General features: G+C 35.2%; 14 protein-coding genes and 1 tRNA gene. 11 read left to right on the top strand and 4 right to left on the bottom strand.

Annotated elements, in window-relative coordinates; genetic code table 11:
- Positions 1–475 precede the first annotated feature (475 nt).
- The 7 genes from AC106K_RS18840 (at position 476) to AC106K_RS18810 (ending at position 6,398) form a co-directional block, all read left to right on the top strand.
- Positions 476–1,894, top strand: a complete 1,419-nt coding sequence (locus AC106K_RS18840; RefSeq protein ID WP_482446993.1) for an amino acid permease — start codon at positions 476–478, stop codon at positions 1,892–1,894.
- Positions 1,895–2,239: 345 nt separating this feature from the next.
- Entirely contained in the window at positions 2,240–2,851 is a 612-nt protein-coding gene (locus AC106K_RS18835) for a hypothetical protein (RefSeq protein WP_482446992.1), read from the top strand.
- 5 nt (positions 2,852–2,856) lie between these two features.
- Positions 2,857–3,963, top strand: a complete 1,107-nt coding sequence (locus AC106K_RS18830; RefSeq protein ID WP_482446991.1) for an agmatine deiminase family protein — start codon at positions 2,857–2,859, stop codon at positions 3,961–3,963.
- A gap of 270 nt (positions 3,964–4,233) precedes the next feature.
- Complete coding sequence (locus AC106K_RS18825; protein ID WP_482446990.1) at positions 4,234–4,866, top strand: HdeD family acid-resistance protein; 633 nt, start codon at positions 4,234–4,236, stop codon at positions 4,864–4,866.
- Positions 4,867–5,040: 174 nt separating this feature from the next.
- On the top strand, positions 5,041–5,493 hold the full coding sequence (locus tag AC106K_RS18820; RefSeq protein WP_482446989.1) for a hypothetical protein: 453 nt from the start codon (positions 5,041–5,043) through the stop codon (positions 5,491–5,493).
- A 181-nt stretch (positions 5,494–5,674) separates the two neighbouring features.
- On the top strand, positions 5,675–6,067 hold the full coding sequence (locus tag AC106K_RS18815) for an ACT domain-containing protein (protein WP_482446988.1): 393 nt from the start codon (positions 5,675–5,677) through the stop codon (positions 6,065–6,067).
- Positions 6,068–6,083: 16 nt separating this feature from the next.
- Positions 6,084–6,398, top strand: a complete 315-nt coding sequence (locus AC106K_RS18810) for a hypothetical protein (RefSeq protein WP_482446987.1) — start codon at positions 6,084–6,086, stop codon at positions 6,396–6,398.
- A gap of 280 nt (positions 6,399–6,678) precedes the next feature.
- On the opposite strand, the gene AC106K_RS18805 is transcribed toward AC106K_RS18810, so the two are convergent.
- The 4 genes from AC106K_RS18805 to AC106K_RS18790 form a co-directional block, all read right to left on the bottom strand.
- Positions 6,679–6,879 (bottom strand): hypothetical protein, encoded by a 201-nt coding sequence (locus tag AC106K_RS18805; RefSeq protein WP_482446986.1) that lies wholly within the window; start codon positions 6,877–6,879, stop codon positions 6,679–6,681.
- 9 nt (positions 6,880–6,888) lie between these two features.
- Positions 6,889–11,625, bottom strand: a complete 4,737-nt coding sequence (locus AC106K_RS18800) for a leucine-rich repeat protein (RefSeq protein WP_482446985.1) — start codon at positions 11,623–11,625, stop codon at positions 6,889–6,891.
- 82 nt (positions 11,626–11,707) lie between these two features.
- Positions 11,708–12,334 (bottom strand): hypothetical protein, encoded by a 627-nt coding sequence (locus AC106K_RS18795; protein ID WP_482446983.1) that lies wholly within the window; start codon positions 12,332–12,334, stop codon positions 11,708–11,710.
- A 1,088-nt stretch (positions 12,335–13,422) separates the two neighbouring features.
- Positions 13,423–13,493 (bottom strand) — tRNA-Gln (locus tag AC106K_RS18790).
- Positions 13,494–13,591: 98 nt separating this feature from the next.
- Between AC106K_RS18790 and AC106K_RS18785 the strand changes: the two genes are divergently transcribed.
- The 4 genes from AC106K_RS18785 (at position 13,592) to AC106K_RS18770 (ending at position 16,395) form a co-directional block, all read left to right on the top strand.
- Complete coding sequence (locus AC106K_RS18785; protein WP_482446982.1) at positions 13,592–14,620, top strand: AMP-binding protein; 1,029 nt, start codon at positions 13,592–13,594, stop codon at positions 14,618–14,620.
- Positions 14,621–14,644: 24 nt separating this feature from the next.
- Positions 14,645–15,037, top strand: coding sequence for an alternative ribosome rescue aminoacyl-tRNA hydrolase ArfB (gene arfB / locus AC106K_RS18780; RefSeq protein WP_482446981.1), 393 nt, complete (start codon positions 14,645–14,647; stop codon positions 15,035–15,037).
- 48 nt (positions 15,038–15,085) lie between these two features.
- Positions 15,086–15,724, top strand: coding sequence for a hypothetical protein (locus AC106K_RS18775; RefSeq protein ID WP_482446980.1), 639 nt, complete (start codon positions 15,086–15,088; stop codon positions 15,722–15,724).
- Positions 15,725–16,014: 290 nt separating this feature from the next.
- The gene (locus AC106K_RS18770; RefSeq protein WP_482446979.1) at positions 16,015–16,395 is read left to right on the top strand and encodes a GreA/GreB family elongation factor; all 381 of its coding nucleotides are present in this window, start codon (positions 16,015–16,017) and stop codon (positions 16,393–16,395) included.
- Positions 16,396–16,707: the final 312 nt, after the last annotated feature.

Genomic DNA, 16,707 nt, shown 5'->3' with positions numbered 1-16,707 from the left:
TAAGCTGGGCTTAAAAAAAACAGGTAAAAGATCAGATTTAATTTAAAATAATAGAATTTAAATATTGGAAAATAGGTAAGAATCAATTCGCCTTTTTCTTTAAACTCAATTGTAGTAATCATACATAATGACCTTCTCAAATTACTTGGGAAGGTCATATTGATTTTGTGTTTAAGTAGCTTGTGTTTCTAATCCGTATTTTTTGATAATGCAAACCTAGGAAGTAAGACTCTTTTTAGTTGCAATAAACTTCAGTTAAACTTTTATTTTGATAAATCCTGCGGGCAGTTGAACTGAAACTATTATGTATGCATACCTACCAACTGATTCATTACGCTAAAATTATCATAAAGATATTTATCAATTCCGGCCTAAAACGAAGACGGGCATTGTGGGATGAATTGCCAATTTACCCCATAGAATGCGAATTTCTCTGAAAAGTTTTTATATATTTAGCGACCGAATAATTCATTCAATGAGCAACGAAAATAAAACAGGACAAAACGAGACTTTAGTTAGAGGATTAACAAATCGACACATACAATTAATAGCCCTTGGAGGTGCCATAGGAACAGGATTATTCCTGGGAATAGGACCTGCAGCCGTATTAGCCGGACCATCGGTTATTTTAGGGTATGCTTTAGCCGGAATCATTGCCTTTTTTATCATGCGTCAGCTGGGGGAGATGGTTGTTCAGGAACCGGTATCGGGAAGTTTTAGTCACTTTGCCTATAAATATTGGGGAAATTTTCCAGGTTTTGCCTCAGGGTGGAACTACTGGATTCTTTATATCCTCGTAAGTATGGCCGAGCTTACAGCCATTGGACATTATATTCATTTCTGGTGGCCGGAAATCCCACTCTGGGTTTCCAGTTTATTCTTTTTTGTCGTCATCACTGCCCTTAATCTTGCTTCTGTAAAGGTCTATGGAGAAACAGAATTCTGGTTTTCCATCATCAAAGTGATTGCGATTATTGCAATGATTGTTTTCGGTGTATATCTGTTGATCAGTGGGACCGGAGGAGAAAAAGCTACTATTACAAACTTATGGAACGACGGTGGATTTTTCCCGAAAGGATTATTCAATAAAACGGATAGCGGATATTCAGGGTTGTTTGCAGCAATGGCCATGATCATGTTCTCTTTCGGAGGATTGGAACTGATCGGAATTACCGCAGCAGAAGCTAAAAACCCGGAGAAAACCATTCCTCAGGCAACTAATCAGGTGATCTATAGAATTTTAATTTTCTATGTAGGAGCTTTAGTAATCCTGTTCTCATTAAGCCCGTGGAGACAGATTACAGAAGGATCAAGTCCGTTTGTAATGGTATTTGAGAATTTGAATGGAATGGAATTCAGTCTTTTTGGTAAAGTGATTCAATTCAATGTATTGATAGCGAATGTTCTTAATCTTATTGTACTTACTGCTGCTTTATCCGTATATAATAGTAGCGTGTACAGTAACAGCCGTATGCTTTTCGGATTGGCTCAGCAGGGGAATGCACCTAAGTTTTTGAAAAAGCTTAATAAAAATTCAGTACCTACCAATGCGATCATTATCTCTTCATGCTTTGCAGGAATCTGTATTATTATCAATAAACTGGTACCGGAAAAAGCGTTTCAATACCTGATGGCTTTAGTGGTATCTACATTGATTATTAACTGGCTGATGATCTGCTATACACATTTGAAATTCAAAAAGGCCATTACCCGTGAGGGAATTCAGTCGAAGTTCCCGTCTATATTTTATCCGATTTCCAATTACATTTGTATTGCATTTTTAGTTCTTATTTTAGGATTAATGAGCATTACGGGAATGGAAATTCAGGTAATTCTGATTCCGATATGGATAGGATTCCTGTTTGTCATGTATAAATTATATAAACCTAGCTAACAATATAAGAAGCCTAAAGAGGTTTGGAAAGATGGAAGTCGTTTGATTTCCATCTTTTTTTTGTTTTAAATTTCTGTAAATTAGTAATGGATCTGTTTTGAAAATAGATCCTTCTTTCCATCGTTTTGGGCTTGCTGAACAATTTGCTTTACCAGATCATTCAGAAGCTTTTGAAGAATATTTACAATGGGAAGCAGGAGATATGATTTCCTGTATTTATTTTTTTCGCTGTATGAATAGAATGTCAATTTAGGACAAGATTTGTTTTTTTGAGAGACCTAATTTTGCACCTGTAAATCATCACAATGATGAATTTGCAATGTAAAACTTCAAAAAACAGATAGAATGAAAAATATATTTCTCTTCCTCGTATTACTGCCTTTTTGTGCCCAATCACAAATTTCTGTGCAGGCATATGGGGGAAATAAAGAAACTGAACTGCTGGGAATTTATAATAAAGATTTCAGTGGAAAATGGAATTATTTCGCTTCGGCAACCCTCGCTTATGATTATAAATCACAAAAAATAAATCCTGAAGTCTATCAGAATCTCAATTACGGAATCGGAAGAAATCTTGGTGTTTCTGCTGGAGTCCATATTTCAAAAGAAGATATTATGCCATCTGTAGGGCTGGCTTATGGAAAAGAAAATGAAGTTTGGAATATCAGTATTTTCCCTGCAGTAACCTATTCTACAAAAGCAAAAGAATTGGGGCTTGGATTGTATACTTTACTGGAATATACTCCGAAAATCAATGAGAAACTCAACTTTTACAGCATGCTGATTGTAGAATCAGACTTCAGTTTTAAAGAACATCAGGCCAGCAGCCAGGTTGTTCGTTTAGGGATAGAAAATCAGAAAAAAATGCAGTTCGGGATAGGAAGTAATATTTCTCAGACCGGAAAGGATTTTGAAACCGATGTCAATTTCGGTGTTTTTATAGGAAAGAAATTTTAAAACATATGAAAAAATTATTCACACTCATTTTAGCATTGAGTTTTATCGTAAATAGGGCACAGACTACTTATCATTTTCCGGAAGAATCTTCACGTCACGAAGGAACCTGGTTACAATGGCCGCATCATTATCAGCATGGCGATACTTACCGTAAAAGAGTAGAGCAGACCTGGATTGATATGACCAAAGCATTACAGGAAGGAGAGAAAGTTCACATTATTGCTTATAATACCGAAGAAAAAAACAGAATCGTAAACCTTCTGGAACAGAATAAAATTCCGCTGAAAAATATTGATTTCAGAATTTATCCTACAGATGATGTTTGGATCAGGGATAACGGACCTATTTTCGTGAAAGATCAAAAAGGAAATGTTTTAATAGAAGATTGGGGCTTCAATGGCTGGGGTGAAAAATTTGACTTTGAAAACTGTGATGAAATTCCGCAACGTATAGGAAAAGATCTGGGCGTAAAAGTGATTGATCTGAATGAAGAAATGGTGAATGAAGGCGGGTCTGTGGAAACAGATGGAAACGGAGTGCTGATGGCTTGTAAAAGCTCAGTGATCAGTCAGAAAAAAGGAGCGACAAGAAACAAAGGAATCACTCAGGAAGAAGCCGAAGAAATGTTTGAAACCTATTACGGAGTATCAAAAGTGATCTGGCTGGACGGGGTGACAGGATTAGATGTTACCGATATGCACATTGATGGTTTTATGAAATTCGTTGACGGTCGTACTATGATCACGATGAAAGAAGATGACCTTCTGGAGCTTGGGCTTTCCGAAAAAGATGTCAACACATTGTATACTGCTTCCAATGTCAATGGAAAAGAATATAAGAAAGTCTATCTGCCGGCTACCAAAAATAAAGTGAAAACGGCGTATGGAAAACAGCTGGATGAAAAAGGCTCTTATGTCAATTATTACGTTGCCAATACAGTGGTGCTGGTTCCTAATTACGGAGATCCTAATGATGCTGTGGCCAATAAGATCATTCAGGAGCAGTATCCGGGTAGAAAAGTTATAGGAATAGATGTACGGAACCTGTACGAAAACGGGGGAATGGTACATTGCGTTACCCAGCAGCAGCCTGCAGGAAACCTTTTGAAATAGGCAATTAATAAAGATCAGTAATTTCTTAAAAACATCTCATAGAAAACGGCTCATACCCACTATTTCCTTGAGATGTTTTTGTATGATGGGCCCTTAAATCCTATCCTTTAAATACTGATTCATGGATGATTTTGATGCTTTGATCCATTATTTTTCGTACCTTAGTAAAGGTTGTATTTCAAATTCGGGTGAAAATTATAGCCTGTTTGGAATTCCTGCGGACAAGCCGAACACCGCTCTCCAAAGTAGGCAAGACTAAAAAAGACACCTATGGCTAATTTATTTCAGACGCTTACCAACACGGTAAAACATTGGTACATCCCTTTGATTTTCGGAATCCTTTTTCTGATCTGCGGTTTTTATGTATTCAGCGTACCCCTTGCTACGTATGTGACGCTTTCTGTTTTCTTTAGTGTCTCCTTTTTATTTTCCGGAATCACGGAAATATTCTTTTCCCTCCAAAACAGCAAATCATTACAGGGCTGGGGCTGGTTCCTTGTCAGTGGACTATTGACTACGGCAATCGGGGTTTATCTTATCGCCAATCCTCAGATTTCAATGACCGTACTTCCGTTTGTGATCGGATTTACGCTGTTATTCCGTTCCTTTCAGCTGCTGGGTTTTGCCTTTGACCTGAAAAGTATGAAAATAATGAGCTGGGGAAATGTTGCTCTTGCCAGTGTAGGAGGCATCATTTTTTCTTTATTACTGATATTCAATCCTATATTTACAGGGATTTCTTTAGTGACACTCACTGGGGTTTCCTTTATTTTTATGGGAGTGGCTTCCATTATGCTGGCTCTTGATCTTAGAAAAGTGAAAAAGATTCCCGGAAGAGTAAGCCAGGAACTGAGAGACAGAATCAAATCGATTCAGGATGAAATTGATGATCTTAAGAAATAATGAATGTCATTTGAAAAATAAATACCCCTGATAAGTTTTACTTTTTAGGGGTTTTTTTATTGAGACTTGATTAGTTTTTTTGCTAATTTAGGATGGTTGGTAAAAGATATTCACTATCAGATAGAAAGGAGTATGATTTACCCATATTTTAACCCACTTATACATCTTATAATCATGAAAAAAATAATACTCATCATCTGTGTTGTTTCGTCAACGGTTGCATTTTCACAGAATACAAAAGGAAAACCAGATCCAAAACTGGTTAATAAATATGAATCAAAACAGCCACAGGATTTTTCAGTTCCGCCGCCGCCTGTAAATCCCTTCCCGGCACAGTTCCCTGATGGTAATAAAGCTTTTGTAAAAAAAGTGGAAACCAATTTGAATAAAACTGCATTGGCCTCCCTTCCCAAGAACCTGAATACAGAAATTATACTAAAGATTGATGACGAAGGAGATGTGATCAATATTTCTACTTATGGAAAAAGCGGACCATTCAATGATGAGGTAAAGGCGGCAGCTGTAAAATCAACCGATAAAATAAAATGGGTGGCAGGAAAGAATAACCGTGGCGAAAAGGTAGTGGATATTGTGAGAATACCGTTTCGTATAAAAAATGATAAGTGATATTGAATGAGACTGTTGGGTTGTATGGTTTAAAAGAAATGCTGTGGTAAGTATATTACTTTAATGCATAAAATAAAAATCAGGAATTAAACAAACGTATTTTGATCAAAATATATCACTAATTTTATCCCATCATCAATAGGAAACCACCAGTAGGTTTCAAAATAAAAAATAATCGATTATGGAGGGCGAAATTAGTTTAAAGAATATTTTGAAAAATTTAAATCCGGCACTTAATGAAGGGAAATATGTGTATTGTACAGTCAATGACATCGATACAATTCCTATGTCAAAAATTTTGTTTCTGTTTAAAGAGACGGAAAGTGTAACGATTGTAATCAAAAAAGAAGATGCGGAAGCGTTAAACTTAGACTTCAGCTATGTCGCTTCATGGATCACTCTGGAGGTTCACTCTTCTTTATCAGCTGTTGGTTTGACGGCAAAGTTTTCACAAGCTTTAAGTGATGCAGGAATTAGTTGCAATGTCGTGGCGGCCTATTTTCATGATCATATATTTGTGGATGAGAAGGATGCTGCAAAAGCTATAGAGGTGTTGAATGCGCTTAAAGAGTAAATAAAAAAATACAATCATGGAAAATAATAATCCGGTCCTGAAAGTTTCGGATGTAAAAAATCTTATCGTACATCTATCAGATGAATTGAGTAAACTAGGCGATGCAGAAGTCATAGTACTTGATGATGACCTGTACTGGAATATTTTAGATGAAGACTTGTATGACCCGTATGAAAAACCTGAAAATTTTACAATGGGAAGCCTTACTGAAGATTGGGCGTTCTTACAAAAAGTGGTAATGGGTGAACGCCAGATGATCGATTATGATCTGTATAAGCTAGCATCTATTTTAAAATTTTTAGGAAAGAGGAATATTATTCAAAAAAGATAAAAAACAAAAACCACCCTTAAAAAAGAGTGGTTTGTAGTCAAAAGCGAACAAATGTCGAACCAAATAGTTGAAGACCTTATAGTTCTATCAAAGCTTACATCATAAAAACACATTCGTATTTATATTATTCTAACTGATTTGCCATTATATTCGATCGTATTTTGAGATTTTTAAACATGTAAATTTTATAATTATTTATTTTTGCCCTAAGATCTTTATCATATTGTCAGGACTCGTTATAAATTTCCGTTCGGGAAATAAGTAATAAATTTATCATCTTTTAATCAATTTCTTCTGTTTGAACCTCGATATCAATTTCTTCAAAATCATCAGGAGTTTCCTGAATTGGAGTTTCGAGCCGTATACCGTCGAGATAGTAAGTTGTTCCTAAATAGATTTCATCGCCAAAAACAACCCCATCTATTTTTCTTTTAAAGCATTTCCCTGGCTCTGCTTTTATTATATTGTCTGTCTGTGTCATATTTTATTATTATGTTATCGGATAAATTTTTGCGGCGAAATAGCTCCAATTGGTTGCCGTTTTATAAGCAGAAACGCTTGCTGCAGGTACATGAATTTCTACTTTATCAATAATAACCCCATCAGAAACTATGTTTGTTCCTACTAAAATAGGAGGTGTCGTTGCCAAAATTTTTATTATTACTTTTGTAACGCTTGATTGACCTGCAGATGGATTCATAGGCATGCAGTAGTTTTCCAGGTAGTTAATGGAAGCCGGAAGAATAATAGTAACTTCATTATCTCCCTTAAGAGGTCTTAAATTCAAACCGAACGAATCCATTCTTTCTAAGCTCGTACACCCGGATAAATCAACAAGATTGGAAACAGGCTCTTCAACAGTTTCATAACCTACATTATTAGTAAGCATGCCACTGAAAATTCTTGTGATATAAGGAAGAGAATATTTCCCCGCTCTCGGATACATGTACGTAAATGAATTTGCTGTATAAGTTTTAACATTCTTAAATAAATTAATATCTAAGTATTTTCCAAAAAATGGAGCATCACCAAGTTCCTCTAGCTTATCAAAATTTCCGACTATAACAGCATTATACTGAAAGTAAAATGCATTAGAACCTATCTTCTTTATATTGGGAGGAAAAATAATGCTTTCCAATTTATTTGAATTGAATGCTCTATCTCCAATTGTCTCCACATTCGTGAAAAATCTAAACTCATCAAAACTGTAAGAAAGGTCTCTCGAGGCATTAACAGATTTGTTGAAAGTGTCAGCAGGAATATTGATAACAGCTCTTGCTTCCGCAAAACTGAGTTCTCCATCACCGTTGGTATCAAAGACATTTAATAATGTAGCTTTCCTGATCGCACTCGAAATTTGAATGAAAGTGGCAACATTTGAAAATGTAAATTTAAAGTCTGGCCAATTGGCTTCCATGAAATCTTTATCTTCTTGATATATGGTAGTAAAGTTCCAAATTCCTTCAACTACAGAATGAGGCGTTGTGTTACCCGAATCATCAATACCTTTAGCATTAATGATAGGAAAAAAAATCTCACTAGAAGCACTACTTCCATTCAGATTATTAACCCTTAATCGACTTACATTTTTTAGATAAGAAACAATATTATTTACATTAATTAAAGGGCAGTCTTTGATAACAAGTGTTTTAATTGAACTTGCTGTAAAAGTTAAGTTAGAATTGGTAATAAATTTTTGATTATCTAATATTAAAGTACTTGCTGTACTTGGCAAAATTAAGGAAGTAAGCAAGCCACCTTTCGGCAATAATACCGAAGATATTCCTGTTCCTGCAGCAGAAACTCTTTTAATACTTGTACAAGCAGTAAGATCTATTGACTGTTTTAGATTTGGACAATTCGTTACATCCAACTCCTCCAGAATTGTATTATTACCAATAAACAAGTTTCTCAAATTTTGATTTGAATAACCGGAAATTTGACTTCCAATTTGAAGTCTCGATAAATTCGTCGCTTTTGAAACATCTAAAGTACCTAGATACTTTCCTGACAAATCTCCAAGGTCTTTAATTGCAGAGGCACCATAGATAATGGTTTCTGTATCGTTAAAAGTAATAGCCGGAGCTTGAACTAAAGATGAAACATTTTTTCTAAGCCTCGCACGGTTGATATAGGAACCAAACTTAATTTTAGTGTAGCCGTCTTTCTGAGCCGTTAATAAAAAATTAGCATTGGGAGCAACTACAGGCGTGCCCGAAGGGGTATAAAGTCGCATCGTGATATAATCAGATGAGAAAGTAGAGGTGTCATACTTTCCGTCCATATATCTGAATCTATTTAATAACCAATAATTCCTGTGCGATTTTCTTGAACCTTGTGCAGTGTATAAGTAACTTCCGTTCCCTGCAACAACCAAAGGATCTATATATTTATATTTCGCATCTTCATTAAAAATACTTTCCGCCCATTTGTCAGATTCTAATGTGTTAAAATAAGTATTGCACTTATCATAAGTCAGAATTCCTGAAGTTCTCATTTTCTGATACAAAGCCGTAATCTCAGTATCAAAAGCAACTTCAACCAATTTCCAAAGCTCTGAAAGCGCGCCATTCCAGACAAAACCACTTCCTACCTGGTCGTGAGCTTCCACCCAATAATCATACACATTGTGGCCTTCGTTATTAAGACCCAAAACCGTATCATTATCATAAAATATAAGATACCAACGGTTGTTTCCTTGCGCATCCGGATACATCGCAAACATTTGATTTTTAGCGCGCTGATCGACCATTGCAAAAAACTCAGTAAATACATAATAAAACAGTAAAAACTGAATGTTAAAATGGTCTGGAGCCTCAGTTTTGAATTTTGCAGGATTATTTTTGCAACTCACAATCCATTTATGCAAAGCTTCAAGATTCGATGTATCTTCATTATTTTCCGGATATCGTCCCTCAAAATCATTTTTCCATAAATGCTTACCATTTCCGTCTACACTTTGAAAATCTGTAGCAATAAATAAGGTATTATCTGACGTATTATTTAAAAATTCCCAGCATTCCTGACCACCTGTAAAACCTGTCGTTGCTTCATTCGACTTATCATTGTTAAAATTATATTTTCCTAAGAAAATACGCTCCGAATCTGGTGTCGCTCTGTGAAATATAAGCATTGGAAAACCATCCATCGTTGTTCTGATATTTGGATTTACCAATTGTGGTGGAACCAAATAACCCAATTGATTTAAAGAATCTTGTGCAAGCCTCGCCAAACCAATGTTGTGAGAACCTGAAGATTCCATGAAGTCAGCTTTAAAAGTAAATGTCTTTTCCGCCAATGAATTGTCACGAAGCTTGTATTTTGAAGAATTTATTTCACCATTTTTAAAACCTCCATTAAATTTGATTTTAAAGTTTTTTCGGGGATAATATTGTGATGATGTACCCTGAACATCAATACTCGCATTTACATAAGAAAACGATTTTGTAGGATCTTGAGCATTTTCATACTCACCCACAATTGTTTTTTTATCGCCTTTATAAGTTGGCAGATCTCCAACAATGGTTAAACATGGAATTGATTGTAAACATTTATCGTAGGACAAATTTCCGAATGCATCGTACAATTTATTTCTCTCGTAAATGTTGACTTTTTCAACCAGGTTATCCATATCAGCAATAAAATTCGACAACATCTGGTCGGCGTTTAGATTATTATTATAAACCCTGATATTATATAGATTAATAGTACAATCACTGCTTCCAATGGTAATGTTTTGAGGAGCTTGTTGTAAAAAGCTGTCTAATGAATTATACTGATATAATGAAGATATAATTCCATTGATATACACAAATACCAATCTTTGATCTGCAACCTTTGTAACAACTACACTTACACGAATCCTTTCCTCTTCTTTAAAAAATATGGACGTACTGTCCTGCTCAGAACTGAACGAAAACGAATTTGAAGTAGCAACAAATCCAACATTTCCATTTTTACAAGAAAAAATAGTACTGTCACTGTTTTTTATATCTGAAGTTGAAAATTCAAATTCTAATGTTTTACCACCTGTTTTAAAATCGTTATCAAAAATCTTGAAAGGAATCTCAACCCTTGCATTTCCGCTCACTTTAAGCGCCACAGAACCCTTTGAATCCTGAATCCATCCATTGGTGCTGAAATCAAAATCTGTAAGAGTACATGACAGGTTTTTGTATTTCCACTCGTTTTTGTTAATCTCTGAATTGCTTCTGTTTCGACTGCTTAAAAATAATTCCAGGCCTAACGTTTCGGCTTCAACTTGAATATCAAATGCTGCTACAACTACTGAAGTATTTTTCGTGACATTGCCACATTTAAAAGTCACAGTGTGTGCCCCTGAGTCCGTAAATGTATAGGTGAACTTCTGCAAACTTCTATTTACAAGTAATTCAGAAACCTTCACTCCATCGACCAAAATCTCAACATCGCTATAATTTGACGATGGTGAATACACCAGATATTCAATCGAAGCTGGAGCATATTGATTAGCAACAACATTATTGGCTGAAGAAACCAGAGGCGTTAAATTACCGGCAACAACACTGATAATATCTGTAAATAAATGATTGCTCTCAATGATTTCTCCTGACAAATCAGCGGTCATATACACCTCTAAAATATGAACTCCGTGCGACTGTGCAGGAATTTCATAAAGAAGCTCTTTGTTATTAATTGAAGTAACTACTGGCGGAAGATCTGATCCATTTAATTTGAAATGAATCGTCTTCTCAACATTTCCGGTTGGAATATATCGGAAAATGATGGGTCCCGAATTAATAGTGGTCTTGTCGTATGTAGTACTTAAAGCAAGTGCTATTGTTTGAATATCATATTTTAATTTCCTATTATTTCCATAACTATCGGTGATACTAAGCGTTATTGTATTATCTCCCGCCAAAATATATGGGGTTATATCTATATCATTGGCTCCCTGATTAATGTTTTTATTAAATAGGATTGTGTTTCCTTTTAAAATACTCGCAGTTCCTCCGCCAGTCTCACTACCATCAACGCTGTCGATGGATGACCATGAAAAAACTAATCTAACCTCACTTCCAAATGATTTTACGAACGATGCAGGTATTTCAGATTTTGCGCGGAAAACAATTCCATTGCCTCCTCCGGGTCCCCCACCAGTTCCGTATTCACTTTCTGACTTTTCTCCTAAAGCTGAATAGGCAATCTGTTTAATGATTTTTCCTTCTTCATTTTTAATGAAGAACATCACGGGATAAATGAAGTTATCTGCAACTTCTTTATCCGATCTTTCATAATTTGTAAAATAAATTCTTCCTGTATATCTCATTTTAATCTTCTTGTGTTAAATCAATAAAACCATCTGTTCCACCTCCAGGCATATTAACCTCCAGAACAGACCAAACAGAACCGTCAAAGGAAATGATTCCGAAATTTTCAATCTTAACTCCTGAAGCATTTTCGTAAACTCCACTCCCTGCCCAAAACCATTTTGCTGATCCAGGTTTAACAATAATATGATCAGTAGGCCTTAAAATTCCTCCAAAAGAAGAATTTGCTCCCGAACCTTTAAGCAATTCTATCTGCTCCTGAAGTATATTTACAAGTTCCTCGATTTGCTTCTTTGTAAAGACATTTCCGGTCTCTTCACCATCGTCTATAGTGGCTGCTAGTTTGATCTTTAATTTTTCTTTCCATTCTTCTACATTTCTAGCAGTAAGATTGGATGCATTAAGTTTTGCGAGCACTAAATCGTGTGCGCTTTCATCTTGCAGATGATTTGTAAAAGTGGTGCTGGATACTGTTTTTTGAAAAGTTTCATTTAAACCCGTTACCTCTTCCATTTTGATGTTCTCATCTAAATGTCGGAATGAAGAAAAGGTCTGCTGAAACTGATTTTCTGTGGGCATATCACCCTTTTCGAACCAGCTAAATATTGTTTTTAATGGTACTTTCATTATTATTGGAAATTAGTTTTTATAAAATTGATGATTTGAGGGAAAGACTATTCTGGATAGGCTTTTTGTAGTAAAATAGAATTCTATTTCTTTTGAGTAATTATTGATGTTCCCTCTCTTTTATCGTACTATTAATTAGTGAATTATTAATAGGGTTACAACTTAGAAAACATATATTTTCGCAATGTTTTTTTGTAGTTTATTCTAAAATCAACTACATTTTTCTATAATGTTTTCTTGGTGTATTTTTTTTGACTCCAATTGATTATTCACATTCTTAAGACTGCAAATTTCATTGTTTTTTGGTCCTTATAAAAGTTTTTTGACCTCGCTATTCTGTAATTGCAGTAACAAGTATTTTTAACCGAAATAAGACGGGTGAATTAATAATCAATTCATCAGTATTTTATATGAGTACCATAAATGGACTGGCGAATATTGTAATTGCAGCTAGATATTTTTATGAGGAAGTGATTGGAAATAAGGAACCAGATTTGAGTTTGATTTTTTTTTATAAAGCCATCTATCCTTATCTGGCGCTAAGTTTTTATAATTTAATATCTGGTTGCCATATATGGAATTCAAATCTATTTAACCTGGATGAACATTCGTCCATTGATAGAAGGATTTTCAGAAGACATACTTTTTTCTATGGCTCTAAAAAATATTGATTTCGTGAACGGTAAAAATAGGATCATTCTTAAAAGTTGTGGCAAAACAATTGAATACCGATTGATTATTCTAAATTTTATAGGCACAAAGAATTAGTGATTCGAATACTTTATTTTAGGAGGCTATGTAATGCAACTTCGTCGCTGATGAAGCTTTGTGACTATTCGCTCGCTTCTTCAGATCGATTGAAAATCGATCCCTTCTTAGTTCACTTAAAATAAAGCATACACAAACTTAAAACCTTGCGTCAAACCCTATCTCCACAACTGTTGATTCTAATTGGTAAAGAACATGACCTTTTTTCTATTCAGATGAACTCAACTTTTTGCTGGGGTCCACAACTTTTGTGACGAATTCAGTTTTATTTTTCAAAAGAGAATAAAAAACAAAAACCACCCTTAAAAAAGAGTGGTTTGTAGACTCACAGGGATTCGAACCCCAGATGACTGAACCAAAATCAGTAGTGTTACCGCTACACCATGAGTCTGTTTGTTTTAGTGGTGCAAATTTACAGCTTTTTTCTTTATATACAAGAACTTTTTAAAATTTTTTTTAAATTTACTGTAGATTTTATTTACGGAAAACATGCTGATAGACTTCAATAATCTCAATATTAATCAATTATCCTTCCATACGGGATTTGAAAAAAAAGTAGAAACTTTTCTGAAAGAATGGCTTTCTGATAGTGCAATGGTAAACGTTCAGACTTCAGGTTCTACCGGAGTTCCTAAAATTTTTGAAATTGAAAAAAAGAAAATGATCAATTCTGCAGTGATGACCTGCAACTTTTTAGGGTTAAAAGAAGGTGATACCGCATTATTATGCCTGCCGGTAGAGTATATCTCAGGAAAAATGATGATTGTACGTTCTATGGAAAGACATTTAAAACTCTTTGTCACAGAACCCTCTTTAAAGCCTCTGGAAAATGTAGAAGAAGAAATCAGCTTTTGTGCGATGACCCCACTTCAGGTAGAAAACTCGTTAGATAAGCTTCATTTGATCAAAAATCTGATTATTGGCGGAGCAGCCGTTTCAGAAAGTTTGAAAAATAAGATCCTCCATATGAATCTCAGCAGCTCAAACCGTATTTTTGAAACCTATGGAATGTCGGAAACTTTATCTCATATTGGGTTGAAACAGCTGATGCCGTTACAGGAAGATTATTTTACGGTTTTTGAAAATGTAAACATCTCTCTGGATGAAAGAGCCTGTCTGAAGATCTATGCTCCCAATGTGAATGATGAAATGCTGCAAACGAATGATTTAGTTGAAATTAAAAATGATAAACAGTTTAAATTTCTGGGACGAATAGATAACGTGATCAACTCCGGTGGAGCAAAAATTTTCCCGGAAGCCCTTGAAGCTCTGGTGAAAAAAGAGATTCCCAATGAAGCCGTATTTATAGGCTTTCCGGACGAAAGTTTGGGCCAGAAATTGATGTTAATTATAGAAGGAAATGAATCTGAAGAGGTAATCAGGAAAATTTCAGTAACCCCTTTTGAGAAAAATTTTCATCATCCTAAAGAAATTATTTTCATTAAAGAAATTCCGAGGACTCCCAACGGAAAAGTAAACAGGTTAGAATTATATCAAAACATAACAGCAAAACTATAACGCCTTATTCTACATTTTAAAACAATGAAAAACTTTTCAAAAGAACTCAGCTTCAAAACTTCCCGCAGCAGTGGGGCAGGAGGGCAAAACGTCAACAAAGTGGAGACGGCTGTTACCGTACTTTGGAAAGTGGATGCCTCTGAATTTTTCAATGAAGATGAAAAAGCATTGATTCAGAATAAACTGAAAAACAGAATCAACGTTGAAGGTTTTCTATTCCTTACGGTTTCTGAAAGCAGAACCCAGCTGATGAATAAAAACAAGGCCATTGAAAAAATAATAGAAATCGTAAGCAAAGCGCTGATTATTCCAAAAAAAAGAACAGCTACAAAACCTTCAAAAGCTCAGAAACAGAAAAGATTAGACAGTAAGAAAAAACTTTCCGACAAAAAAGAGAACAGACGTTTCAGGCTTTAGGCTATTTCTTGCCGTGAAAACCTTATTTTTGCAGGAAATTTTTAAACCATGATAAAAAAACTGATCCTATTAGGAGTTATTTCGAGTTCTTTATTTTCATTTGCCCAAAAAGTAACCATCAGCCCTGCTGTAGGATATGCGTGGAGAGTCGCTGAAACAGCATCCGGACTTTCAATGGAAGAAAGAAATTATGTAAAAGGATTGAAAAGCGGAGTTAATTTCGAAATCGCAGCATATTACAATGTGAAGAATATCGGGATTGGAGCTAAGTTTTCCAATTATAGTGCTTCTAGCAGCGGAACATTGAGAGGATATGCAAATGGGCAAACCGTTTCTGTACCTGTAAATACGAAAGATAATATTACTTTCTTCGGTCCTTCAGTGATGTTTTCCAATTATACCAAGCCTACAAAACACAAGTTTGCCGCTGATGTATCTATTGGGGTGATCTCTTATACCACCAAGACCGGATTTGTAAAAGGAACAGGTTCCAATTTAGGTCTTGAAGCAGGTATCGGATACCAGTATGAAGTTTCTAAGAACTTCCTGATTGGGCCAAAATTCGGGTTTACTGCAGGAACACTAAACAAAATGAAAGTAAACGGCCAGACATTGGATCTTGGAAATGATCAGAAAGAAGGTCTTACAAGAGTTTCTTTAAGTGCAGCCGCTGGATTCCGTTTTTAAGTTCTATATTTGTAGAAATTAAAAACATCTCATATAATGACAGCAACAATCTTTTTATCAGCAGGATGCCGACGATCAGGATTGTTGCTGTCATTACTTTATCTACATAGAGATTCTTTTCTGAAAAGTTCTAAGGACTTTATCAATTAAGCCCTGTCAGGATCCAAGACAGGGGATTTTCCAGATTTTTATTTATTGTTTTTTGCGGTTTTCCTATGGAAGGCAGAGGTATCTGTAGTCTACATTGGATCATCGGGAATAGCTGCACTTTAATTTTAAAATCGAAAAAAATGTCAGAACGTATTATTGTCACTACCGGAATTTATGATGCCATAAAAGAAACTCTCAGAAGGAAAAAAGTAAGCATCGGAGAAGAAAAAAGACTGGCCGAAGAACTCAGAAAAGCAAAACAGGTTTTGAGAAGAGATTTGCCGGCAGATATTGTAACAGTAGACAGAAAAGTGACCTTAAAGGATCATACATTGAATTTTGAACACGAGTATATTTTTGTGCCGTCTACCAAAGAAAAGCTTAAAAAGAATAAACATTCCATTCTTTCCGATATTGCCCTTGCAGTAGTGGGATATAAAGTTGGGGATATTATCGACTGGCCTTTCAGAGAAGGGGACAGGAAAATTGAAATATTGAAAGTAGAAGCCTGGGAAGAATAAAACTTTTGCTGAATATTATATAGGGTTGAATTTACGAAGAAAGCGTAGTCCATTTTTGGGCTGCGCTTTCTGTTTTTAATGAAAGATGTAAATGCTTGAAATCGCAAGGGCACAAAGATTTTTAAATGCATGATGCTTTAAGGTGTAAAAATTTTATCTCTGATAAAATTGTACACCGCTGGATATTGCCACGAATGCCTTTAGATTTGCAAAAGGATTTAGTAATAAATTAGATACTAATTAAATTCTGAAGAACCAGAGAAAATAAAGTGAACTAAACGAATGCATAGAAACGAACTATTTCGTGTATCA

The organism is Chryseobacterium sp. FR048 (assembly GCF_056844665.1).
Note: the sequence above shows the minus strand (reverse complement) of the source record. Positions and strands in the feature narration are given on the sequence as shown.